Genomic DNA, 24,254 nt, shown 5'->3' with positions numbered 1-24,254 from the left:
TTGACGCGGCGTCAAATATAAAGTCATGATTTAAAATGAAATTACAGAATTAATTCTATTTAAAATAATAATGGCAATATACAATACTCCCAAAATATTAAGCCCCTACATACCAAGGACTCCCATGAGGATTCGACTGTTTTATGCCGCCATTACTCTACTCCTTAGCGGATGCGGTGGAGGTTCCGAGGATACGGGCACCACACCACCCACTCAGCCCCCAGTCCAACCGCCGGTGCTAACGCAATATACCGCCAGCAGCGTAGCAGTCACTGGCGGCGCACTAAGCCCCAATAGCCAAAAAGTGACATCAGGCACCAGCGCTATTTTTAGCATTACTGCCGATACCGGCTTTACGCTTGAGGACGTAACGGGCTGTGGTGGCACGCTCAATGTGCTGACTTACACCACTGCGGCCATGACGGCCGATTGTACTATCACGCCGACATTTATCAGTAATGCCGAAAATGCCATTAAGCACCAAGACCACAAGCTTGCCAGTGCGAGTGAGTTAATTGATTTCAGCATCGCCGAACTCGCTAATATCGACGTCAAACGTAAAGCCCAGATAAAACAGTTATATCAAGGAGTGGGTAACAGCATAACTTGGTACCCGAGCCATGACTCCATTACTTTTTCGAGCTTTATGCCGGAAAATACTTTCACCGTGCTGCCATCAAATATCGATGCGAGTGGCGCAAGCGCTGTGCGCGGTTTAGTGATGGCGGGCGAGCAACAGGGACAAAGATATGCGGCCATGGCGGGAAATCTTTTTTCCGTTAATACCTCAGCTCAAACCGATGCCTTGCTGAAAAACCTTCTAGGCTGGCTAACCAAAAGCGCCGATAAAACCAGTGGCCTCAGCACCGATGTATTCAGTATAGTCACCGCCCAAATGCCAAGCGCTACCGACAGTTGGTACTTTCCCCATAATGAAGGGATCCGAACTTGGCTCACCAACAACTACCCAGATACCCATCGTATTAATGCCGCAAATACCTGTGACTACAGCGAATTAAGCAACTGCATTGACACACTCAAACCAGATCTAATTGTGATTAGTGATATCGACCGCCAGTCACTGGGTTTTGTGAGTATTAAGGCCGCGATCGCTAAGGCCAAAGCGGCGGGTATTCCTTTACTACTCTCTAATTACTGGCGTGATGAAAGCCCAATGCTCTCGCCACTTTATCTTGATATGGGACTATCAACCGCGGGCAATTACTGGTCAAAACTCAATGCCAATAACCTCAGTGTCACCGATATTCTGGCCGAAGATACAACCCTGACCAAAGTAAATAATCTACTTAGCAGTCTTAGTGAAGGCCGCTTCGATACCTCAGTGCTTAACGATTGTGGTGGCAATTATTTAAGCTGCAATGCTGCCGCTTTTATCGATTCATTCAAAGCTGGCGCCGATTGGTATCGAGCCAATGCCGAAACTTTAGATAACCATGCTATCGATGTATTTACCAAAGCTGAGTTCCCTTTAATGAAAGCTGGACTGCTGCTCGCCGACAAATACCGCAGCGAAATTGATTACCCTATTGCCTATAACGAATACGCCCAGTGGCAGCAGGCTCTATTTGCCGACTGGACAATAAGTTATGCCCGCGCCCATAACTTAGCCCAGCCAGATTTAGGTGAATATGTTACCGACAAAGCCAACCTCAGCAAGGGCAGCAATGCGCACTACACTTATCCTGCGACGGTCACAGAACATAAAACCATTAGCGTACCTTATGCTGGCCAATGGACGACCACAGGCTGGTATGCACTACCGGGCCAAACCATTAAACTCACTCGTCTCGATAGCAGCGCTGCGAATGTGGAGATCAAACTCAACTACCACAGACGTAATACTAACCGTGCCTATGAGCAGAAAATCTACCGCGGCCCATTGGAGTTGGCGCAGCAACGCCTGCGCTTAGCGCAAGGACAAAGTCTTGAATTTTCTTCCCCCTACGGCGGGCCGATTTATCTGTATATCGATACTTCGAGTGCTGATGGCGGTGCGTTAAGTGTCGAAGTCAACGCTGAGCATGTCGCTAAACATCCGACCATCATGGATTTTTCAAACCCTGCAGAAATAGCAGCCTTTAACGATCGCATCCAAAATACCGAATTACCCCATGTGGACTTGCGCACCGATGGTGCCGAGCAGCATCTGCGTCGCGACCGCTTTTTAAACGCTATCGGCGGGGATGTACCCGATGTAAACGCGCTACTCAACAGTATTGTCGATGACCATATCAACAGCGTTTACACCCTTGCGGGACTTAAGATCCAAGGCAAGAGCTTAAGTGAATCCTTACCCGCCGATGTGCTAGCGGCCTGCAAAGGACTGTTTGGTGGCGACTGTATCGATAATAGTCTGCATACCCGCACTATTATTCAACACGCGAATTATGACCAAAATGCCCAGTGCGGCGCAGGTTGTAGCGGTAATCCTTGGGATGCAGCCTGGAACATCGACCCAACCGGTTGGGGTGATAACCATGAGTTAGGCCATAATCTGCAAACTAATCGTCTTAATGTGCAATATGCTACGGCAAACGAGAGTGACAACTGGGCCGGTTATAGCAGCCGCGCAGGAGAAAACTCCAACAACATTTTCCCCTATGTGGTGAAGTGGAAAACCCATTACCTACGTGATGACAATACGGGCGCAGTGACCGATGGTCACATGAACCACAAAGACCTATTTTATGTGTTTATGTCTGATGCCGCAGGCACGACAGACAAAAGCGGTGAACGCGTGGTATTTGGCGCTAACTGTAAAGTGCTCGATAGCGGCGAAAACAGATATACAGCGCCGTGGGCCAGTAATGCTTATGCTGTGCATAACGGCTATCGCATGGCTTTTTATATCCAAATGGCGCTAAAGGCCCACGGCATGACGCTGAACGATGGTACAACATTGGAAAATGGCTTTAATCTGTTTACCTTGCTGTATCAACACAGTCGCATTTTTGGCAAATATGCCAATAATGCCAGTGACTGGGAAGCAAACCGCAGCAAACTGGGCTTTAACCAATTCCCGTTTGATGCTAATAGTGTCTACGGCGGCAAAACCGTGAGGGATATTCCGGGCAACGACTTTATGTTGGTGTCATTAAGTCAGATCACAGGCAAAGATTGGCGCAGCCATTTCGATATGTTGGGCCTGCGCTACTCAAGCCTTGCAGCCGCGCAAACGGTCGCTAATGCGACCTCGGGTAGTATGCCCATGGGCATGTATCAGTTAGAAACTGAGCTGCCGCCCGCCAATATGAGCCGAGGATTAACCTTTATACCTTTGTCGCTAAACGAGGGGACTACGCTGTGGAAAGGTGCAAACTCTCCCTCACAATGCGCAAAACCTTAGCTATAATAAGCAACTAAACAAGTTTCATTGGTTATAAACCTCGTATCAGCGGGGTTTATTTCACCTAAATATGTGAGCTAAATCGCATACCTTGCAGCAGATGACGGGCAACATCTATCTTCTTATATTTTAAATAATCATAAAATGAATGGGGTGAATATATGGGTTATTCGGTAAAAGATCTTATTTATCAAGGTGAAAAATCTGGCGTACATAACTGGCAAACCTTAGAAGGAAGTAGTTTTTACTGGCATCCAGACTGGCTGCATATTGCAGAGGATATAACAGGCTATAGTGCAACAGCAACGATAGCTGCAGATGGAAAAAAAGCGACTCAAAATGAGGCCACGCAAACCATCGTTGACCATCTCAATAAAAGCGACAAATAAACTTTTAATGCCCGGAGGCGATAGCCCTACGGGCAATTTTGTCGATTAATCTCGGCGCGATTAATTTAAGCCAGCGCCCTAAACGCCCACGTAATGAAGTGATCAGTAAGCGTTCTCGCATAGCAATGACGGGCAACATCATCTCAGCACATTGTTCAGCGGTGAGAATTTTAGCCTCTTGCATAGGGGATTTACCTAGCGGTTTACCTGCACCATCCAAAGCACGTTTATGGATTTGTGACACCACAAAGTCAGGGCAAACAACGGTTACAGCCACATTATCGTCGGCTAATTCAATCCGCAATGAATCGAAAAAACCAATCACTGCATGTTTCGATGCGGCATAACCACTACGGGTGGGTACGCCTGTTAAGCCCGCAACCGATGCCACTACAACAACTTGGCCTTCACTGGCTTTTAAATGGGGTAGCGCGGCATGGGTTAAATATGCCGGCCCAAGATAGTTCACCCGCATAATATCATCGAGCACAGAGAGTTGTGTTAATTCATCAAAACGTGACCACATGGTCATGCCAGCATTATTAATTAAAATATCGAGGCGGCCATAATAGGCAACCGTGGCAGCAACCAAGGCTTGGCACTGTTCAGCACTCGATACATCGGCCGCAAAGACAAAGGGCGCTGGGCCATAATGAGCGATTTCTAAGGCAAGTGATGCTAGACGAGTTTCATTACGGGCGCTAATCACGAGCTGACAGCCCTCTCGCGCCATAACCATCGCTAGTGCACGGCCAATGCCTTCTGAGGCACCCGTGATAATCACGACCTTACCTGTGAGTGTGTTTATCGCCATCGATTTGTCACCAGCTTGTTAATTATACCTTTTCTTAAATTGGCATAATCACGTTAAAAGCGCAATCCTCACGCGCCTTGTGCGCGCCTAATGTCATATTGCTCACGATAGTTAGCTAAAGGTTGTGGACGGCCAATCGCATAGCCTTGGGCGTAGTTGATACCTATGGTGTTCAATTTATCAATAATTTCTTGAGTTTCAACAAACTCAGCAACCGTTTCGATACCCATTACCCGGCACACATCCTGAATCGATTTCACAATGGCGTAGTCTTTAGCATTCACTGCAAGATTCTTAATAAAGCAGCCGTCGATTTTGACATAATCAACCGGTAATTCCCGTAGGTAACCGTAAGACGCGAAACCACTCCCAAAATCATCTAATGCAAAGGAAAAACCCCGTTTACGTAGCTGTTTGAGCATTTCCATGCCGCGATTACGATTTTGGATCGCAGTAGTTTCAGTAATTTCAAAGCAAATACAATTGCTTGGAATATCAAAAATCTGTTGTTGCTGAGTGATATATTCCACCATACCTTCAGCACCTAAACTATTGCCTGAAAGGTTAATTGAAATACAGTGATCTGGCCAAAGCATGGGGTGTAAAGACAACCATAAAAAGGCTTTGCGGATCACTTCTTTATCTATGTCTGGCATTAATCTAAAACGCTCGGCGGCGGCGATAAACTGGGCCGGTGGCAGAATACGGCCGCAGGGCTCTTGAATGCGTAGTAAGATTTCCATACGTTGCCGCTGCGGACCACTACCTAAACCACGGATTGGTTGGTAATAAAGGATTAGCTCATTTTCTTCAATCGCCTGTGCGATACGCACCGCCCACTTAGGCGCGTTTCGCTGGTAGGTCAATTCTTTATCTTTATCATCATAAAAATGAATTTGATTAGCGCCCTTAGCTTTAGCGGCAATACAGGCAATGTCGGCGTCTTTCAATGATTCTTGCGCGTTAATATAGGGTGCACGGCCAAAGGCAACGCCTATGCTTAGCCCCACCTTATAATGCGTATTCCCACTACTTAATACCTGTAATGAGACTTGTAAAATCAATTGCTTGAGTAGTTTAGCGACCGATAGTGCACTTCGACCACAAATCACTAAACCAAACTCATCGCCACCAAGACGCGCCAATAACTCCTGCGGCCCAAGACACGACTGCATCGCTTTCGAAACCATCGCCAGCATCCGATCGCCCGCTGCGTGACCACAGCTATCATTAATCAACTTAAATTGCTCGAGATCGAGATAACACACAGCGATGGTTTGCGCTGTTGCGGTAAAGTGGGGTAATTTTTCTTCAAAAGCCTGACGATTCAACAGCCCTGTAATACTGTCAAAATTGGCTCTTTTTTGTAATTGATGTTTAAGTAATTCTTCTTGAGTGATATCCCGCAATACCACCACAGTACCGACGATTTCTTTATCGTGACTACGCAAATTGCTGATACTGCGTTCCATAATTCGAGGGGAAGCGGTTAATAGCTTAATTTTCGCGATCTGTGGAGTTGAGTCGCAGCGGCTAATACAGCTAAATACCGCCTGATTAAGTGGCTCATCCGCTTTTAATAAACTCGCCAAACTTTGATCTATTGCGTGACAACTGGCCACGCCCAAGAGCACTTCTGCTCGCGGATTCATGTAAATAACGTTGGCATCAACATCAGTTAAAATAACCGCCTCGGCTATTGATTCTAAAGTAATTTTAGCGCGTTCTTTTTGTTGGTAAATTCTAGCTAACAGGCTATTAACTCTACTAGCAAGTAGAACGAGCTCCTCAATTCCTTCTCCCGTCACGGGTTGATAGACGCTGGCCATAGGATCAACCTGCGCCAACTGTTGCATTAAATTCTTAAAGGGCTTAAGTAAGCCCGCGCGCAGCCACATATAACCAAGGGCAACAATAAACACACCAAGCAAAATAAATCCAAGCGATACCCAATCGAGTTTAAATTTGACCTCTTGAAAAGGGCTCTCAAAGAACTGTACTTGAAGATAAACTGGCGTTTCTTTTAACAGGCTTGGGATTTCAATCGCATCATTGTAAGTACCATTAGCCTTTGACGGAGCCATATTCTCATGGCTTATCGCCACCTTAGACACCAAGGAGGATTGGGCATATTCAAGTAAGTCACTCTCAGTCAGTTGTCGAACTAACAGCACATATTCATTGGGTGCAGAAGCCACTGCGGTGACCACATAAGCCTGAGCATCAATCAAATAAACACCTGCAATACTTTGTTTGCCTGCACGACTGATAGCACTGGCAATATTCTGCAGTTGATCCTTGCTTAAAGGACGTTCATTGGGGAAAAAACTCTGCAGTTCGCCATGGCGCAAAATATACCAACTGAGATTGGCCGATATAGCACTCTCATGCCACGAGGACTCCAGTTTATTACGTTGTTCTTCATCTAATTGAGATAAAGGTAAGGCGTAGATATTATTGAGAAAGGTTAAGCGACTGACATCAATTTGAAACTGCTGCTGGATGTTGACCAGCTCGCCGTTAGCGCTGTCTTGACGCAATAGCTCGACACGATGGTCGTACCAATAACCAAGGCAATAGGAGACAATGACGACCGCAGGCAGGCAAAATCCTGCAATAAAGACCAATATTTTTTTGCCAATGTGCATTTCATTCCACGGCTTATGATGACTAAATTAACTCACGATTTGGCATAACACTTAATTGCGCCACGCAACATATCTCATTTACCCATAGTATTAAACATTGCTTCGCTTTATTCGTTGCGAAAATAAGCAATAGCTTGCAATTAAATTAATATTTCACCTTTGATTTAACGCATTAATTATCTCAATAACGACTTATGAGGGTACATTTTATTTCGATAATGCAGCTTACATTTGATATGGCAATAACATTTAATGTGCCGATAAGTCACATCGTCCCTGCCGCGCAATAATCAAGTTGAAGGTAAAAATAAAACAGGCCCGCAAGCGGGCCTGTTTTAGTAAAACTAAGCTTACTTATGATACTGCTTTGATTGCGCATGCACAGCTTTAATAAAAGCACCGGCATGTTCTGGATCTACATGCTGATGAATACCATGGCCTAAGTTAAATACATGACCAGTACCTTCACCGTAACCGGCTAGAATATGACCGACTTCTTCTTCAATGCGAGGAATCGGTGCATACAACATTGAAGGGTCCATGTTGCCTTGTAATGCCACTTTATGGCCTACACGACGACGGGCATCGGCAATGTCCACAGTCCAATCTAAACCTAATGCATCACAACCGGTTTCGGCCATGGCTTCTAACCACAAACCGCCACCTTTAGTGAACAAAGTCACAGGGACCTTACGGCCATCGGCAAAACGCGTTAGACCATCGACAATCTTCTGCATGTAACGCAAAGAGAACTCACGATAAGCACTGTGCGATAACGCACCGCCCCACGAGTCAAATATCATCAAAGATTGCGCACCGTTAGCAACTTGGGCATTCAAATACAAAATAACTGAGTCAGCCAGCTTATCTAATAGCATGTGTAATGCCATTGGCTCTGCATAAGCCATCTTTTTAATTTTTTCGAAGGTCTTGCTCGAACCGCCTTCAACCATGTAGGTGGCAAGTGTCCAAGGTGAGCCTGAAAAACCAATTAACGGTACAGTGCCATTCAGTTCGCGGCGAATCGTGCTTACAGCACGCATCACATAACCTAACTCATCTTCAGGATCAGGAATGTGCAATTTTTTAATCGCATCAATAGTGTTTGTAGGGCGCTCGAAACGTGGGCCTTCGCCCTCTTCAAAATATAAACCTAAGCCCATAGCATCAGGCACGGTCAGAATATCGGAAAACAAAATTGCAGCATCAAGGTCATAACGACGTAAAGGCTGTAGCGTGACTTCACAGGCAAGCTCATGATTTTTACACAAAGACATGAAGTCACCCGCCTGCGCGCGAGTCGCTTTATATTCAGGAAGATAACGGCCAGCTTGACGCATCATCCACACAGGGGTCACATCAACAGGCTCTTTTAGTAGCGCGCGTAAGTAACGATCATTCTTTAATTCTGCCATTGGGCTTAGTTCCTAGTCTTATTAAAATCCGCAGGGTCGGTAGTTTAGCATTTACGCGAATAATGTAACCTTTATGTGCAAATTTATGTGACCCAATCGCCATCGTTGACGGCGATTCAACCACATAATGTGGAAAATGTTATCGAGATAACATATTGCAGTGTTTATTCGTAACAAAGTCACACTAAGACAGAAAAAAGTTGCGCCCGTTCCCTGCCTTTGGTATAAAAAGTCTGCGCTAGCAAGAACAATCAAGAAGCTCCTATAATTGAGCCTGCTACAAACGTTACTCGCCCAACGATAGGTTTCTATCGTTGGGCTTTTTATTTATATTTTTTAGACAAAACAACTGGTTTGTCCATTTCGTCATTATCCTCAATCCACATAAAAACAGTTGATCGAATAGCAACTTGTCCCTACATTAGAGTGATGTATAGGCACTTCAATGGAATGCATCATGCTGAGAAAACTTGAAAAAGCAGAACAAAAATGGGGCGGTTCAAATAAGCTGATTGATCAATGGCTAAAAAATCGTCGCAAACTGTTAGTGCATTATTGTCAAATTGCCGGACTTCCTCCTTACGGGAAATCAGAAAAATCCCTGCCTTCATTTGAACAGGTTAAAATCTTCTGTGATTTATTAGTTGACTATGTTTCAGAAGGACATTTCGAGATCTATGAGAATGTCATCAATGCCTGCGGCGAATATGGGGAGTCGAGTAAAACACTGGCGCAGCAAATGCTACCCCAAATCACACCGACCACTAATATCGCATTAGATTTCAACGATAAATATGCCGAGACTCAAGACGATCAGGTATTTTCTCAACTCGATAAAGACTTATCTGAGCTTGCACAAAATATGGAAAACCGTTTCGAGCTTGAAGATGCTTTATTAGAAGTGTTGTACCGTAAGCATTCTGAACATAACCAACAAGCCTAAGCCATTTTATTGATAGAGACTTAGCCGGTATTGGTTTTACCCTAACAAACAAATCACAATGCTCATTGTAAAATAAATAACAAAAAGCCAGCTTTCGCTGGCTTTTTTACATCAAATCACCTTAACGGTAATCGATTACACGGCCGTCTGGAAAATCACTTCGGCAGCTTTTTTAGTGTAAGACTCGATTTGATCAAAGTTCAAATAACGGTAAGTGTCAGCTGCAGTCGCATCTAACTCTTTAGCGTATTCTTGATACTCTTCTGGTGATGGTAGACGACCTAACAACGCAGCAACCGCAGCCAGTTCAGCAGAGGCTAAGTAAACATTAGCGCCTGTACCTAAACGGTTAGGGAAGTTACGGGTAGAAGTCGATACCACAGTTGAGCCTTCAGCTACACGTGCTTGGTTACCCATACACAGTGAACAACCTGGGATCTCGATGCGCGCACCTACACGACCAAAAATCGCGTAGTAACCTTCTTCAGTCAGCTGGTCTCTGTCCATCTTGGTTGGTGGAGCAATCCACAAACGCGTTGGCAGCGTTTTAGCAAACTTGTCTAGCATCTTACCGGTTGCACGGAAATGACCAATGTTAGTCATACAAGAACCGACGAACACTTCGTCAATCTTAGTTTGCGCAACCGATGACAACAGTACAGCATCATCAGGATCGTTAGGCGCACACAGGATTGGCTCTTTGATATCGTTTAAATCGATTTCGATAACCGCAGCGTACTCGGCATCTTTATCGGCACTCATCAATTCTGGGTTGGCTAACCAATCTTGCATCGCTTTGATACGACGTTCAATCGTGCGGCGATCGCCATAACCTTCGGCAATCATCCACTTCAGCATGGTGATGTTTGAGTTCAGGTATTCAATAATCGGTTCTTTGTCTAACTTAATAGAGCAACCCGCAGCAGAGCGTTCAGCCGATGCATCAGACAGTTCGAAAGCTTGTTCAACTTTTAACGTTTCAAGACCTTCGATTTCTAGTACACGACCCGAGAAGATGTTCACTTTACCTTTCTTCTCAACGGTCAACATACCCAACTCAATGGCTTTAAGTGGGATAGCATGCACCAGATCACGCAGTGTGATACCTGGTTGCATTTTACCTTTAAAGCGCACTAATACTGACTCTGGCATGTCGAGCGGCATAACACCCGTCGCCGCAGCAAATGCCACTAAGCCAGAACCGGCAGGGAATGAAATACCAATAGGGAAACGTGTATGTGAGTCACCACCAGTACCTACGGTATCAGGTAGTAGCATACGGTTTAACCATGAATGGATAACACCGTCACCTGGACGCAGTGATACACCGCCGCGGTTCATGATGAAGTCTGGCAGAGTATGATGTGTGTTCACATCAACAGGCTTTGGATAAGCGGCAGTGTGGCAGAATGACTGCATAGTCAAATCGGCACTGAAACCTAAACAAGCTAAATCTTTCAGCTCATCACGGGTCATAGGACCTGTCGTGTCTTGTGAACCTACAGAGGTCATCTTAGGTTCGCAGTATTGGCCTGGACGTACGCCAGCAACACCACAGGCTTTACCAACCATCTTCTGCGCAAGCGTATAACCTTTACCTGTATCAGCCACGTCTTGTGAACGCACGAATACTTCTGATAAACCTAAACCTAGCGTTTCACGGGCTTTGTCCGTTAAACCACGACCGATGATCAGGGGAATACGGCCACCAGCACGCACTTCGTCTAACAGCACATCAGTTTTCAAACTGAATTCTGAAATCACTTCATCAGAGTTGTGACGCTTCACTTGACCGGCATATGGGTAGATATCAATCACATCGCCCATTTCCATCTTGTCGACATCAAGCTCGATAGGTAGTGCGCCAGCATCTTCCATCGTATTGAAGAAAATAGGTGCAATTTTACCGCCAAGGCAGAAACCGCCCGCGCGTTTGTTCGGTACAAATGGAATGTCATCACCCATAAACCACAGCACTGAGTTAGTCGCAGATTTACGTGATGACCCCGTACCCACAACGTCACCCACATAAACCAATGGGAAACCTTGGGTTTTTAATGCTTCGATTTTTTTAATCGGGCCAATAACGCCTGCAACATCAGGCTCAATGCCATCGCGGGCATTTTTCAGCATCGCTAACGCATGTAATGGAATATCAGGACGTGACCATGCATCAGGCGCAGGAGATAAGTCATCGGTGTTGGTTTCACCAGAGACTTTAAATACTGTTAGCGTAACCTTATCAGCCAGTTTAGGACGGCTTAAATACCAATCCGCATTTGCCCAAGCTTCAACGACTTGCTTAGCAAATTCGTTACCCGCTTCCATTTTCTCAACCACATCGTGGAAAGAGTCAAACATCAGCAAAGTATGCGATAAGGCTTTAACCGCTAATGGCGCTAACGCTGGATTATCCAACTGCGCGATCAATGGATCGATGTTGTAACCGCCTTGCATGGTGCCTAATAATTCAGTCGCACGCTCAGCAGATAAAATCGGTGACGTTGCAGTGCCCTTGGCAACCGCATCTAAAAAAGCAGCTTTTACATAAGCGGCTTCATCAACACCTGGGGGAATTCGATTTTCTAGCAGATCGAGAACGAAAGCCTCTTCACCTGCGGGTGGATTTTGTACTAATTTAACCAGTTCAGCCACTTGATGTGCATCTAATGGCTTAGGGACTACACCCTCTGCAGCACGCTCTGCGACGTGTTTACGATATGCTTCTAGCACGGCAACATTCCTCTTTTTTTGGCGCTCTAACAACAAACTGCATGTCTTCTCAATAGAAGCAGACAGTCCGACATGATCGACCCGTATTTCTGGCCTGCAGTATACTACAGCTTTGCAAAAGTATGAATCTGGTCACACTCGGCAGAAGGCAAAATAAGGACTAAATCCGCCGACGATGGTTAACTTACGCGAATATTAAAACAAGTGAAATTAGACAATAGTTTGAAAACAACTAAAAAATCATATCTCACAACTGCTTAACGATATTTGCTAAATTTAAAATCAAACCGATGTTTTTCTGTATTCGCACCCAAATATATGTAAATTTTCTTATATTGCGGCCTCTTGGCTTTTAAGATCCTGAGCAAAAACTTACACTCGGGTTTAATTAACTCTCTTCACCTTACCATCTCAGCCCAGCGGAGTACCCATGGCATCCCTTAGCATTCAAGCGGTTATTTTTGATATGGATGGCGTTTTAATCGATTCTGAGCCCCTGTGGCAACACATAGAGTTCGAGGTGTTTTCTGCCCTAGGCGTACCAGTCACGATAGAAACGATTCAACAAACTACCGGTTTACGTATCGACCAATGTGTTGATTATTGGTATCGCAGAGCACCTTGGCCTCATTATGATAACGCCAAGGTCAGCCAAACGATTGTAGATAAAGTAGCGCGGGAAATTTCACGCAGCGGCGAAGCCATGCTCGGGGTGCACCAAACCTTGGCGCATTGCCAAGCGCTGGGGCTCAAAATCGGTTTAGCAACCTCCTCATCCACACCGATTATTGAGGCGGTATTATCAAAACTGGCACTGAGCGATAAATTTATGTCGGTGCAATCTGCCGAAAATCTCACCTATGGTAAGCCGCATCCTGAAGTATATTTAAACTGTGCCAAGGCGTTAAATGTCGATCCTCGCTATTGCTTAGCCATTGAAGACTCTTTTAATGGTTTGATCGCTGCCCGCGCCGCCAATATGCAAACGGTTGCGATTCCTGCGCCAGAGCAGCAAGGTGAAGCAAAATGGGTCATCGCTCACCATCAAGCGCGTAACTTGTTAGATTTACCTGCCATTTTGGCAAATTACGCGTAACGGCATGCCATAAAAAGCCAGACATTGTCTGGCTTTTGCGTTTAGATTTAAGTTTAGGTAATCGATTGCGTTACCAAATTTTCACCCGGTCATTAGGCGTTAAATACATTTTATCGCTTTCTTTCATCTCGAAAGCTTTATAGAAGGCTTCCACGTTACGTGGTGTGCCCATAGCACGATAATGACTCGGTGAATGCGGATCGGTGAGTAAACGGCGGCTCAGCTCTTCATCACGGTAGTTACGACGCCATACCTGCGACCAACCCACAAAGAAGCGCTGCTCACCCGTTAAGCCATCGAGCACGGGTGCAGGTTTACCGTTGAGGCTCATGAGGTAAGAACGTGCCGCCACAGTTAAACCGCCTAAGTCACCAATGTTTTCGCCAAGGGTTAAATCCCCATTCACAAATTGCCCCGGTAGCGCTTCGTAACCAGAATATTGTGCCGACAATTGTTTACCACGCTTTTGGAATTCTTCGCGGTCTTTATCCGACCACCAATCACGCAGGTTGCCATCACCATCATATTTGGCGCCTTGGTCGTCAAAACCATGGCTAATCTCATGACCAATTACCGCGCCAATGCCACCATAATTGACTGCATCGTCGGCATCCATATTAAAGAATGGCGGTTGCAAAATCGCCGCAGGGAAAACAATTTCGTTTTTCACCGGGCTGTAGTAAGCATTGACCGTTTGCGGCGTCATGCCCCATTCGGTACGATCGATTGGCTGACCGAGCTTGTTGATCATGTCTTGATATTCAAACTGGGCATAACGCATATAGTTACCGACTAACTCGTCGGCTTTGATGTCTAAGCCTGAATAATCTTTCCATTTATCTGGATAGCCAATTTTATAGGTAAATTTTGAGAGTTTTTCTTGGGCGGCAATTTTCGTTTCTGGCGTCATCCACTCAAGTTCATTAATGCTGACTTCAAAACCTTTGATCAAGTTTTTGATCATGGTTTCCATGCGTGCTTTGGCTTCTGGTTTAAAATATTGTTTAACATATTCTTCGCCCACCAGCTCACCAATGACTTGGTCGGCACCATCCACGGCTTTTTTCCAGCGCGGTTGCTGCTCTTCAATCCCCATTAGAGTTTTGCTCTTAAAGGCAAAGTTCAAATCGACAAAGTTTTTGCTAAGCAACTCAGCGTAGCTATCGACTAAATGGAAGGCGAGATAATCCTGCCAAGCAGCAACAGGAAAACTGTCAAAATTAGCACCAAGTTTTTCAAAGTAAGAAGGCTGACGCACGATTATGTCTGTTACTTTATCGTCTAAGCCTGCACTCGCGGCAAAGGCACTCATGTCAAATTGACCCGTTAGCTTTTGCAGCTCAGCGCGATCTAACTTGTTATAAGCCTTATTGGCATCGCGAGACTCCACACGGCTCCACTGGCTTTTTGCAATCATCATTTCAATATCGGCGACACTTTTAGCCGCACGTTTGGCATCTTTATAACCCGCCTCGGTCAATAAGTCGGTGACATATTTCGCCATTGCTTGGCGGTTCGCGGCAAATTTAGGGTCATCTTTAAGGTAGTAATCGCGATCTGGCAGCGTCAGCCCCGATTGACTTAAATACACCGCATATTGGGTTGAGTTTTTGGCATCATTATTAACGTAAAAACCAAAAGGAATACCCGAGCCATGAGTCAACAATGTTCCCATGACCCCGGGTAAATCGCGATGTGTTTTCACCGAGGCAATATCGGCAAGCAATGGTTCGAGAGGAGCTGCGCCTAAGGTTTCTAGTAAATCGGTATTCATAAAGCTGGCATTGAAATCACCGATTTTCTGCTCATTAGAGCCTGCTGCGGGATTCTTTTTAGCCGCCGCTTCGTCGATGATTTTTTTCAATGCGTCTTGGCTTTGATCGTACAACACTGAAAATGCGCCGTAGTTCGACTTGTCAGCAGGAATAGGCGTATTAGCAAGCCATTTACCGTTAACGCTGTAATAGAAATCGTCTTGATGGCGAACTGAGGTATCAAAGTTTTGTAATTCAATACCAGATACGGCGGCGACTTCAGTTTTAGGCTCTGTACTACAAGCCGCTAAACCTAAACCCAAGGCAATGCCTAATGCTAGTGTGCTTATCTTTTTCATTGTTTTCCCCAGCTTCCATTGAGAGTGTTATTATTTTTCCAGTAAAACCTTAACATTTTGCATCTACTGCCTGTAGTCACATTTTGTAAATGGTTATGACACTTTGTAACCATATCAACTTACATCCACTGAATTGAGTCAAACATGGGCTTTAAAAACGCATTAGGGATCGCCTAAAAATAAGGGCATCAATATTGATGCCCTTATTTTTAATACGTGACTCGCGGTCGAATGCAAACTAGAAGTTTTTACCCACAAATAAATAAAATGATTTATCACCTCGATCAGAAATACCAAAGCCTAATGCTGCTGGGCCCATAGAGGTATCGGTACCAAAATAAAGACTTGAGGCATAAATCAAATCAGCAAGTGACACATCACTACGGACATCCCACACATTACCCGCTTCTAAACTCCAACCTAAATATAGAGGGTAATCTGTCATGCCAAGGGCATCGCGCCCCAAATCATACTGATAAACAAAAGCGCCAAATACTTTATGTGCGCCCATCAAAGAATCTTTATGGTAACCCGATAGATTTAAAAAACCACCGAGTTCAGCCAGATGTAAGGTGCTGAAGTCATCGCTAATCGTCGCCACTGAGGTTTTACCCACAAAGGCATGATTACCCACACTTAACGCCCCTTTCCAGTCAGCCTCAATCTGCACACTATAGCCATCGTGACTATCGTCGAGAAGATAATCAAGGTCTTCATTACGCACATAAACGTTTAGGGTCACCCTGTTTCCCGATGTCGGAAAGCTAATACTATCTAGGCTATCGTAACCAAATCTAAAATAAGCCCCATAGGAGTTAAAATCTAAATCCTCCGTTAGCCAAGCATCATTGACGATAGCACCTTTCTCTGCAAGCAAACCTAACTCTATGTGCCCCTGAAGTATGTAGTTATAACCTATGCCAAACTCGACGCCATGAGTTTGTTTATCTAAAACTAAGATACGACTATTACTATCATAGAGATCCCAGTTTTTGTTCTCATATTGGTAACGAGCACGCGTGTAAAACTGCTGATCCCTGTCTAAGGGTTGATAGAATTCAGTTGCAAATAACTTTTCAAAACCGAGTTTAACTTCGTTGCGCCACTCGCCGCCATTAAAGGTTAAATCGGTCATGGTGTAAGCCATATCAAAACTGATGGCAGACTCTGAGTTAAAATCATCCTCCCAATTAAAACCTAGCTGGAAATAATTAGGTCCCCAGGACTTCGCTTTAGTCGTTACCGTTAGTATACGGCCCTCCTCACCTTCGGCAAACTCAGCGTCAACACGCTCAAATTTATTGATGGAGTAAATACGTTTTAATGCCTCGTTGAGTTCTTCTTTAGTAACTGACTGCCCTTCTTTCAGATTTAATGCTTCTTTTAACAGGTTCAAGCTCACCTTAGACTGGTTATCAAAGACAATCTCATTAATAGGGTGCCTGACATCAGCCATTAAGGTTTTACCTTTGGCCCTTTTTGCCTCGACGTAGGCGATATATTCTTCAGGGCTCACGCTCATCGCGCTCAATTTACCCAGTTGCTCGTTGGCGGCATCTTTTCCGAGGGTTAATGCCAAGGGCATAATAGTGAAATCAGTGGTGCTTAAGGCATCAATAGCGGGCCTGATCAACACATCTTTGTCTGTCAGTAGTTGCTTTTGCCTTGCCGTACTCGCGTTGGTCAAAAAGTTTGACAGCTGGTCTAATACAGCAATGGTGCTATCTAACTTATCTTGTTTAACTAAAGGTGAACCAATGTCCACCGCAATAATAATGTCAGCCCCCATAGCCTTAACGACATCGACGGGCATATTGTTAGCAATTCCGCCATCGACCAATAACTGCCCCTCAATAAGGGTAGGTTGGAGCGCTCCTGGTACTGTCGCAGAGGCTTGCATAGCATTCACCATGCTACCGTGACTTAACACTACAGGTAAGCTGGTTTCTAAGTCGGTTGCTACAGCACGATAGGGAATCGCCAAATCATCAAAATTACCAAATTGCTGCACTAAATCGGTAGACTGGCGCAAGAGTTGCGACATGGTTTGGCCACGCAGTACCCCACTTGGGGCTCTCACCGCACCTTCGTTATAACCAATGTTCAGTGGAATGTTATAGCGATCGCGTAACTGTTTATCCCGATAAGTCAAAATATTGCGAGGGATTGTATCCGAATAGCCACTGTCCCAATCGAGACCCATCATGATTTCTTCTACTTCACTGGCACTGTACCCCAGTGAATACATGCCTGCGACATAAGCGCCGATGCTGGTGCCCGCAATATAATCGACAGGTATATTATGTTCTTCTAGCACTTTAAGCACGCCCACGTGGGCAGCACCTTTGGCACCACCCCCACTAAGAACCACACCGATTTTAGGCCGTTCGGCAGCGATTAAAGGCGTGATCAACAAACACAAAAGACAAGAAGCGAATAATTGACGCATCATAATGAGGCTACTTTTTTATAGGATAAAAATCTGAATGATATTAACAAACTTATCGATTTAACCGGCAAACATATTTTATCTGACCGACTCTAATAGACAATACATCATATCATGTTGAGTTTAGGTAACGCCTCACTATGCGTAAGCATTGGATCACCCAGAAGAGCTTAAGTCCTTCAATTCAGCCCCATCACATCGACTATATTTGAGTTAAGTTTTACTCTACTGAGGATATTTAGTGTTTTATCTGTAAATAATCTTCAAAATCTTTTCTACACATAGGCTTAGCAAAATAATATCCTTGGATAATGTAGCAACCACGGCTAAAAACCTGCTCCAGCTGCTCAACGGTTTCAATCCCTTCGGCCACCACATTGAGTTTAAGGTTACGTGCCAGCTCAATGATACTGCTTACAATCGCTTGGTCTGCAGTATTTGTGGCAATATCAATCAAGAAAGAACGGTCTATTTTGAGCGTATTGACCTCAAAATGGCGTAAATAAGCTAATGAGGAATAACCGGTTCCAAAGTCATCGATGGCAACCTCAATACCCAATGATTTTAATTTTTTTAAGTAACTTTTAGCGATCTGCAGTTCTTTCATCAGTACGCCTTCGGTAATTTCTAATCCCAAAAACGCAGCTGGCATACCGGTTTCTAGCAAAATTTGTTGTACGCCTTCAATAAAATCCGCTTGACGGAAATGCACCGCCGAAATATTCACCGATAACTTAAAGGGCTCAGAACAAGATTTAGCCCATATAGCCCCCTGTATACAGGCTTGGCGCAGCACCCAGCGATCAATCTCAATAATCAGTCCGCAGGCTTCAGCAACCTCAATGAAAATATCAGGCCGAATCAATCCTTGCTGCGGATGATGCCAGCGGATTAATGCTTCCATACCGACAAATTTGTCGTTACGTAAAATATCCACTTGCGGCTGATAATAAAGCTCGAACTCCTCGCGTTCTATTGCCTTGCGTAAATCGGCCTCTAAGCGTAAATGATATAAAGCCAGTGCATTACGTTCCGACGAATAATATTTGAAATTACCGCGGCCTTCTTCCTTGGCATGATACATAGCGAGGTCGGCATTTTTAATAAATGCTTCAGGTTGAACCGCGTCATCGGGCCAAATGCTGATCCCAATACTGGTCGAAATATAAAACTCTCGCCCAAACAAACTAAAGGGAGTGACGATTTGTGCTAATAGCCGTTCTGCAACATGATTAATCTCATCAAGATTGTCGGCATTTCGTAATAGAATCACAAACTCATCACCGCCAAAACGGCATAATAAGTGTTCACTACTAATGCAAGATTGTAATCGGTTAGCCGCTTCGACTAACAAAGCATCTCCCATACTATGGCCGTAGGAATCATTAACATGCTTGAATCTATCCAGATCTAAAAACAGTAAAGCCAGTTTTTCACCGGTTTGCTGCGCATTTTGTATTGACTGCATTAGCCGCGCGCTAAATAAAGACCGATTAGGTAAGCCGGTGAGCACATCATAATTAGCTAGGCGGCGTAAATCGGCTTCGGTACGTTTACGTTCGGTGATATCCGAAAAAACCACCACGTAGTAACTCACTTTATCATTGGCGCTTTGCATCACTGAAACGTTGAGCCATACCGGACACAAGCCATTACAACTCACCAGTTCACGTTCTCCAGTCCAAGAGCTACCTTGCTCTAACAAGAGGTTTATTTCTGCTGACAAATCCTCTCTTTCTTGCAGAAAATTCGACAAAGATTGCCCAACTAACGCGTCTTGCGTAACACCAATAATCTGTTGAGCAGCAGAGTTAGCGACTTTAACCTTTTCATCTGCATCTAAAATCAATACGCCTTCTGACGTATTTTCAAAAGCTTGGGCAAGTAGCTTAACGTCATCTTCGAGCTGGCGCTGCACGGTAATATCAGTGTAAATCCCTGCCACTCGCTCAATCTCATTGGTATGTTTGTTACGAGCAATAGGACGCCCTTTTACCCTCAACCATCCCCAGTTACCATCTCGACGGCAATAGCGATATTCCGTATCAAAACGATCAATCTCACCAGCAAGCATACTGTCCCACTCGGCAAAAATCTTATCTTTATCCTGCGGATGCACAGGTAATTCATCCCGTGAAAGAATAATTTCAGTCGCATGATCGCCAAACACTGCGCTACGATTATCAAGGTAAAAGGATTCGGTCTCTTTATGCCATTCCCAAAGGTCAGACTCGCTACCACGTAGTGATTGCCTTAATCTATCATCACTCTCTATCAGCGCTTGGTTCATTTGCATAAACACGTGCGTTTGTCGTTGTCGATACCAAGCAACGCTTAATAGTGCCGCCGAAAAAAACAATAACAACACGCCTTTAAAACCCTGTGTTAACCACCAGTGTTGCCCAACATAAAATGGGTATAAAAACGGCTTACTTGACCAAATCCCATTGACTTGGCTCAATATATCCAGTACGTAATCGCCCGCAGCGAGTCCTGCAAGGTTTATCTGAGATTCACCTTGTAACAGGACATACTTGGCCTCTTCACCTTGATAACGGAGTCGATATTTAAACTGAATTGGCGCGTCATCAAGGTAATCAAGATTGGTGATTTGTAAGCTCACCATATTGGCATCGGGCTTAACCACCATCATAGGTTTAGGCAGTAAAGAGACCTCGGTTGCGTTATCGTAATATACCGAAACCGATTCAAGCATCACGCGATTATTGTTGGCCCGATTGGTTAACTTATCGATATTCAGTCGCATAACCCCTTCTGGGGTACCTAAATAAAAACCCGTTTCAGGTGAGTAAAAATAGGCTCCCTCATTCATCTCGTCGGAAATAAAACCATCGAGTTGATTAAATACACTGACTTTTCCTGTTTTTGTTTCGTGTTGGATCAGTGAGTCTGCGCAGCCAATGAGATCGGCATTGATAGTTTTTTGAATAAAAAATACCGCACTACAACTGACCTGCCACTCAGCAGTTAGATTACGTAATGGCTCACCTTGTTGATATTCAAATAGTCCTCTCTCGTAGGTACCAAACCATACAGCCCCTGACGACATTTCTTCAATATGGGTGACCGTGGGTGATGATGCAAAAGAACTAAACAAGCTACGCTGATTATGGAACTCACCTTGCTCATCAATGTAGCCAAACACCTTTTTACCGCCCAGCCATAATTTACCGTCTGAGGCACGATAAATAGTGCGAATAGTCGGCCTTAGCGGCTCATCCGTTGGTGTGGCTTTATCAATATTAAAGGGCTGTGGCACTGTAAGACCAGGCTCCCAAAAATATAGCCCTGCGGCTGTTGTTATCCAAACGCGCCCTTTGAGTAATGGGTCAAGATAAGTTTTAAAAATAACTTTATTTTTAAATAAATCATCGCCCTTAGCCCAATCCGAAAAACGAGTGCCTTTAAGGGTTAACTCGTCAATAACGAAGAGTCCTTCGGTAGTGGATAGCAACAAGAGATCATCATTGAAACGGGCGATGTTGTAGATATATTCTTGGGATTCTAGGCCATCAATGGGAATATCGATGGCCGTTTCATTGTCTTTACTTATAAACGCTAAATGTGAAGAACCCAGCCAAATACCAACATCGTCCTTGTAAACTGACCAAGTCATAGTATCGCTGAGTTTATATGGCGCGGCGGCGGTATAACTATCAAGAATAAAATCCGGCTGTGAGGCAAGTAAGGCTAAACCATCACCAGAGCCTCCCACCCACATTAAACCCGCATCATCAAATAATATGGCCTTAAGTATTTCCATATTGGCCTGCGTTTTCAACTCCTGCTGATAATTCTCAACTTTACGTGTTGTGGGTGACCATTTGACTAAACCAACTCGAGTGGCAAACCACAGTTGGCCTTTAGCGTCTTCAGTAATCAGGTCGCTCCAATCCGGTAATTCAGGTACTGCGGTTATCTGTTGGCTATCGGGCTCAAGTTGATAAACGCCTCGCCCCGTTGCAACCCAAACTCGATGGGACGAATCCACCTTCATATCGAGAATATTCCCCTTCGCTTCGTCCCACGGATATTGGATATCCAATGTGCCATCAGAGTTAAGTCGTTCGAGTCGCAACTGCCCCGCTAAAAGTATTTTTCCACTTGGCATAACCTGTAATTTACGCCATGGTAAATCGCGGTTCACCGTTAATTGCGTGAGCAAGGTGAGCTTAGGGGCTGTCGGCGTAAATTCGAAAATACTGCCGCTATTCGTTAGCAGCAACCAAGTGTGTAGGTCTTTACGGGTCGCAGAGATCAGTGCGCCACCGGTATAGTCGGCAAATAAATGGGCTGAACCAAAGGCGGTAAATTTGTTTTTAGCGATGTCGTACAGGTAAAGCGCGGAAGTGGTACTCACTAACAAAAGATCACGGTCGATATTGGTAACCGATGTCACAAAATCATCGGCGATTCGTGATTCAGTACCCACTTTGTCAATTCGTCGCACCTTAGAATTACTGACCCGATATAAACCTTGCTCAGTCGCCGCCCACACAAAACCATGATCATCTAAGGTTAACCCACGAATACTGGTTGCGGCTAAACCGTCTTTGTCGGTAAAAACACGCTGCACAAAACTATCCGCCCAAACTGCGTTTAGGCCAGTCAACAATAAGATGAAACATGTCAGAATTATTTTAATTATTTTTGTTTGCATGTGACTACTTACTTCATACCAGAGTCTCACTGTAACAGTTCAAAAGTCTCAATTCACCCGCTTGTTTACATAACAGCTACATTTTTTACCGAAGCAATAAAAAAGCGCTCAAATGAGCGCTTTTTTAATCATTTGTTAAATTACTTTTTCTTTGCCTTTGGGTTTGGCAAATCAGTAATTGAACCTTCATACATTTCAGCCGCTAAGCCCACTGACTCATGCAGTGTTGGATGCGCGTGAATGGTTAATGCTAAATCTTCAGCATCACAACCCATTTCAATCGCTAGGCCGATTTCGCCTAACAGCTCACCGCCATTAACACCCACAATGGCACCACCAATAACGCGGTGAGTGTCTTTGTCGAAAATCAGCTTAGTCATACCTTCGCTACAATCAGAAGCGATAGCACGGCCACTTGCGGCCCATGGGAAAGTTGCGGTTTCATAAGCAATACCTTGCTCTTTCGCTTCTTTCTCAGTTAAACCAACCCAAGCAACTTCTGGGTCAGTATAAGCAATAGATGGAATAACTTTTGGATCGAAGTAATGCTTCAAGCCAGAAATCACTTCAGCAGCCACATGGCCTTCATGCACGCCTTTGTGTGCCAACATAGGTTGACCCACGATGTCGCCGATAGCATAAATGTGCGGTACGTTAGTGCGCAGTTGCTTATCAACCTTGATAAAGCCACGTTCATCAACGTTAACACCTGCTTTTTCAGCATCTAATGACTTACCATTTGGTGAACGACCAATAGCCACTAATACGGCATCGTAACGAACCGCTTCTGCTGGTGCGCTCTTACCTTCCATTGAAACATAAATACCGTCTTCACGGGCTTCTACCGCTGTGACTTTAGTTTCAAGGATCAGGTTGAATTTCTTCTTAATTTGCTTAGTAAATACGCGAACCACGTCTTTATCAGCCGCAGGGATCACTTGGTCGAACATCTCAACCACGTCAATTTTGCTACCTAAAGAAGCGTACACAGTACCCATTTCTAGGCCGATAATACCGCCACCCATCACCAGCAACTTGCCAGGAACTTCTTTCAGTTCTAATGCGTCAGTCGAATCCCAAATACGTGGATCTTCATGCGGAATGAATGGCAATTTAATTGGGCGAGAACCCGCAGCAATAATCGCTTGCTGGAAGTGAACCACTTGCGTAGTACCATCTTCGGCGGTGACTTCTAGCGTGTTAGGGCCAGTAAATTTACCAAAACCGTTAACCACGTTAACTTTACGCATTTTGGACATACCGCCCAATCCGCCGGTTAATTGGTTAATTACTTTTTCTTTAAAGCCACGTAACTTATCTAAATCGATAGTTGGCTCACCGAAAACCACACCATGGGCAGCAACGGCTTTGGCTTCTTCGATGACTTTAGCTACATGCAATAGGGCTTTAGATGGGATACAACCCACATTAAGACACACGCCGCCTAAAGTGCTAAAACGTTCAACAATAATAGTTTCCAGACCTAAGTCCGCTGCACGGAAAGCCGCAGAATAACCTGCAGGACCTGCACCTAATACCACTACTTGAGTTTTGATTTCGTTACTCATGTTTTCCTCTAATTCTCATTCAATCCGTTGGAGGAGTT

The 24,254-nt window shown here is 44.6% G+C and carries 12 protein-coding genes; 4 read left to right on the top strand and 8 right to left on the bottom strand.

Annotated features, from left to right (window positions below; all coding sequences use genetic code 11):
• The first annotated feature begins 124 nt into the window (after positions 1–124).
• On the top strand, positions 125–3,367 hold the full coding sequence (locus ACRN9H_RS08250; protein ID WP_432313252.1) for an ImpA family metalloprotease: 3,243 nt from the start codon (positions 125–127) through the stop codon (positions 3,365–3,367).
• Positions 3,368–3,528: 161 nt separating this feature from the next.
• Positions 3,529–3,756, top strand: coding sequence for a hypothetical protein (locus ACRN9H_RS08245; protein WP_432313251.1), 228 nt, complete (start codon positions 3,529–3,531; stop codon positions 3,754–3,756).
• A 4-nt stretch (positions 3,757–3,760) separates the two neighbouring features.
• Here the strand turns inward: ACRN9H_RS08245 and ACRN9H_RS08240 are convergent, their stop codons facing one another.
• From ACRN9H_RS08240 to hemE, 3 genes are all read right to left on the bottom strand, one after another.
• The gene (locus ACRN9H_RS08240; RefSeq protein ID WP_220772290.1) at positions 3,761–4,564 is read right to left on the bottom strand and encodes an SDR family oxidoreductase; all 804 of its coding nucleotides are present in this window, start codon (positions 4,562–4,564) and stop codon (positions 3,761–3,763) included.
• 74 nt (positions 4,565–4,638) lie between these two features.
• Complete coding sequence (locus tag ACRN9H_RS08235) at positions 4,639–7,218, bottom strand: putative bifunctional diguanylate cyclase/phosphodiesterase (RefSeq protein WP_432313250.1); 2,580 nt, start codon at positions 7,216–7,218, stop codon at positions 4,639–4,641.
• Positions 7,219–7,568: 350 nt separating this feature from the next.
• A complete protein-coding gene (gene hemE, locus ACRN9H_RS08230) occupies positions 7,569–8,633 on the bottom strand; it encodes a uroporphyrinogen decarboxylase (protein ID WP_432313249.1) in 1,065 nt (354 codons plus the stop codon).
• Between the two features lie 457 nt (positions 8,634–9,090).
• Between hemE and rsd the strand changes: the two genes are divergently transcribed.
• Complete coding sequence (gene rsd / locus ACRN9H_RS08225; RefSeq protein ID WP_432313248.1) at positions 9,091–9,576, top strand: sigma D regulator; 486 nt, start codon at positions 9,091–9,093, stop codon at positions 9,574–9,576.
• Positions 9,577–9,711: 135 nt separating this feature from the next.
• Here the strand turns inward: rsd and acnB are convergent, their stop codons facing one another.
• Positions 9,712–12,309 carry a bifunctional aconitate hydratase 2/2-methylisocitrate dehydratase gene (acnB, locus tag ACRN9H_RS08220; RefSeq protein ID WP_432313247.1) on the bottom strand — a complete coding sequence of 866 codons (2,598 nt, stop codon included), beginning with the start codon at positions 12,307–12,309 and terminating at the stop codon, positions 9,712–9,714.
• A 430-nt stretch (positions 12,310–12,739) separates the two neighbouring features.
• On the opposite strand from acnB, the gene hxpB reads away from it, so the two are divergent.
• Entirely contained in the window at positions 12,740–13,405 is a 666-nt protein-coding gene (gene hxpB, locus ACRN9H_RS08215) for a hexitol phosphatase HxpB (protein WP_432313246.1), read from the top strand.
• A 70-nt stretch (positions 13,406–13,475) separates the two neighbouring features.
• Here the strand turns inward: hxpB and ACRN9H_RS08210 are convergent, their stop codons facing one another.
• From ACRN9H_RS08210 to lpdA, 4 genes are all read right to left on the bottom strand, one after another.
• On the bottom strand, positions 13,476–15,518 hold the full coding sequence (locus tag ACRN9H_RS08210; RefSeq protein ID WP_432313245.1) for a M13 family metallopeptidase: 2,043 nt from the start codon (positions 15,516–15,518) through the stop codon (positions 13,476–13,478).
• Between the two features lie 238 nt (positions 15,519–15,756).
• Positions 15,757–17,970, bottom strand: a complete 2,214-nt coding sequence (locus tag ACRN9H_RS08205; RefSeq protein WP_432313244.1) for a patatin-like phospholipase family protein — start codon at positions 17,968–17,970, stop codon at positions 15,757–15,759.
• Between the two features lie 235 nt (positions 17,971–18,205).
• A complete protein-coding gene (locus ACRN9H_RS08200) occupies positions 18,206–22,648 on the bottom strand; it encodes an EAL domain-containing protein (RefSeq protein WP_432313243.1) in 4,443 nt (1,480 codons plus the stop codon).
• Between the two features lie 140 nt (positions 22,649–22,788).
• Positions 22,789–24,216, bottom strand: coding sequence for a dihydrolipoyl dehydrogenase (lpdA, locus tag ACRN9H_RS08195; protein ID WP_432313242.1), 1,428 nt, complete (start codon positions 24,214–24,216; stop codon positions 22,789–22,791).
• Positions 24,217–24,254: the final 38 nt, after the last annotated feature.

Origin of the sequence: Shewanella sp. MF08487, assembly GCF_050848685.1 — a bacterium.
Classification (GTDB): Bacteria; Pseudomonadota; Gammaproteobacteria; order Enterobacterales; family Shewanellaceae; genus Shewanella; species Shewanella glacialipiscicola.
Note: the sequence above shows the minus strand (reverse complement) of the source record. Positions and strands in the feature narration are given on the sequence as shown.

Bases quoted from the DNA above. Each gene is read 5' to 3' on its own strand.
- ACRN9H_RS08205 (WP_432313244.1), bottom strand. From the start codon at position 17,970: ATGATGCGTCAATTATTCGCTTCTTGTCTTTTGTGTTTGTTGATCACG.
- ACRN9H_RS08200 (WP_432313243.1), bottom strand. From the start codon at position 22,648: ATGCAAACAAAAATAATTAAAATAATTCTGACATGTTTCATCTTATTG.
- lpdA (WP_432313242.1), bottom strand. From the start codon at position 24,216: ATGAGTAACGAAATCAAAACTCAAGTAGTGGTATTAGGTGCAGGTCCT.
- ACRN9H_RS08210 (WP_432313245.1), bottom strand. From the start codon at position 15,518: ATGAAAAAGATAAGCACACTAGCATTAGGCATTGCCTTGGGTTTAGGT.
- ACRN9H_RS08235 (WP_432313250.1), bottom strand. From the start codon at position 7,218: ATGCACATTGGCAAAAAAATATTGGTCTTTATTGCAGGATTTTGCCTG.
- hemE (WP_432313249.1), bottom strand. From the start codon at position 8,633: ATGGCAGAATTAAAGAATGATCGTTACTTACGCGCGCTACTAAAAGAG.
- hxpB (WP_432313246.1), top strand. From the start codon at position 12,740: ATGGCATCCCTTAGCATTCAAGCGGTTATTTTTGATATGGATGGCGTT.
- rsd (WP_432313248.1), top strand. From the start codon at position 9,091: ATGCTGAGAAAACTTGAAAAAGCAGAACAAAAATGGGGCGGTTCAAAT.
- ACRN9H_RS08250 (WP_432313252.1), top strand. From the start codon at position 125: ATGAGGATTCGACTGTTTTATGCCGCCATTACTCTACTCCTTAGCGGA.
- ACRN9H_RS08245 (WP_432313251.1), top strand. From the start codon at position 3,529: ATGGGTTATTCGGTAAAAGATCTTATTTATCAAGGTGAAAAATCTGGC.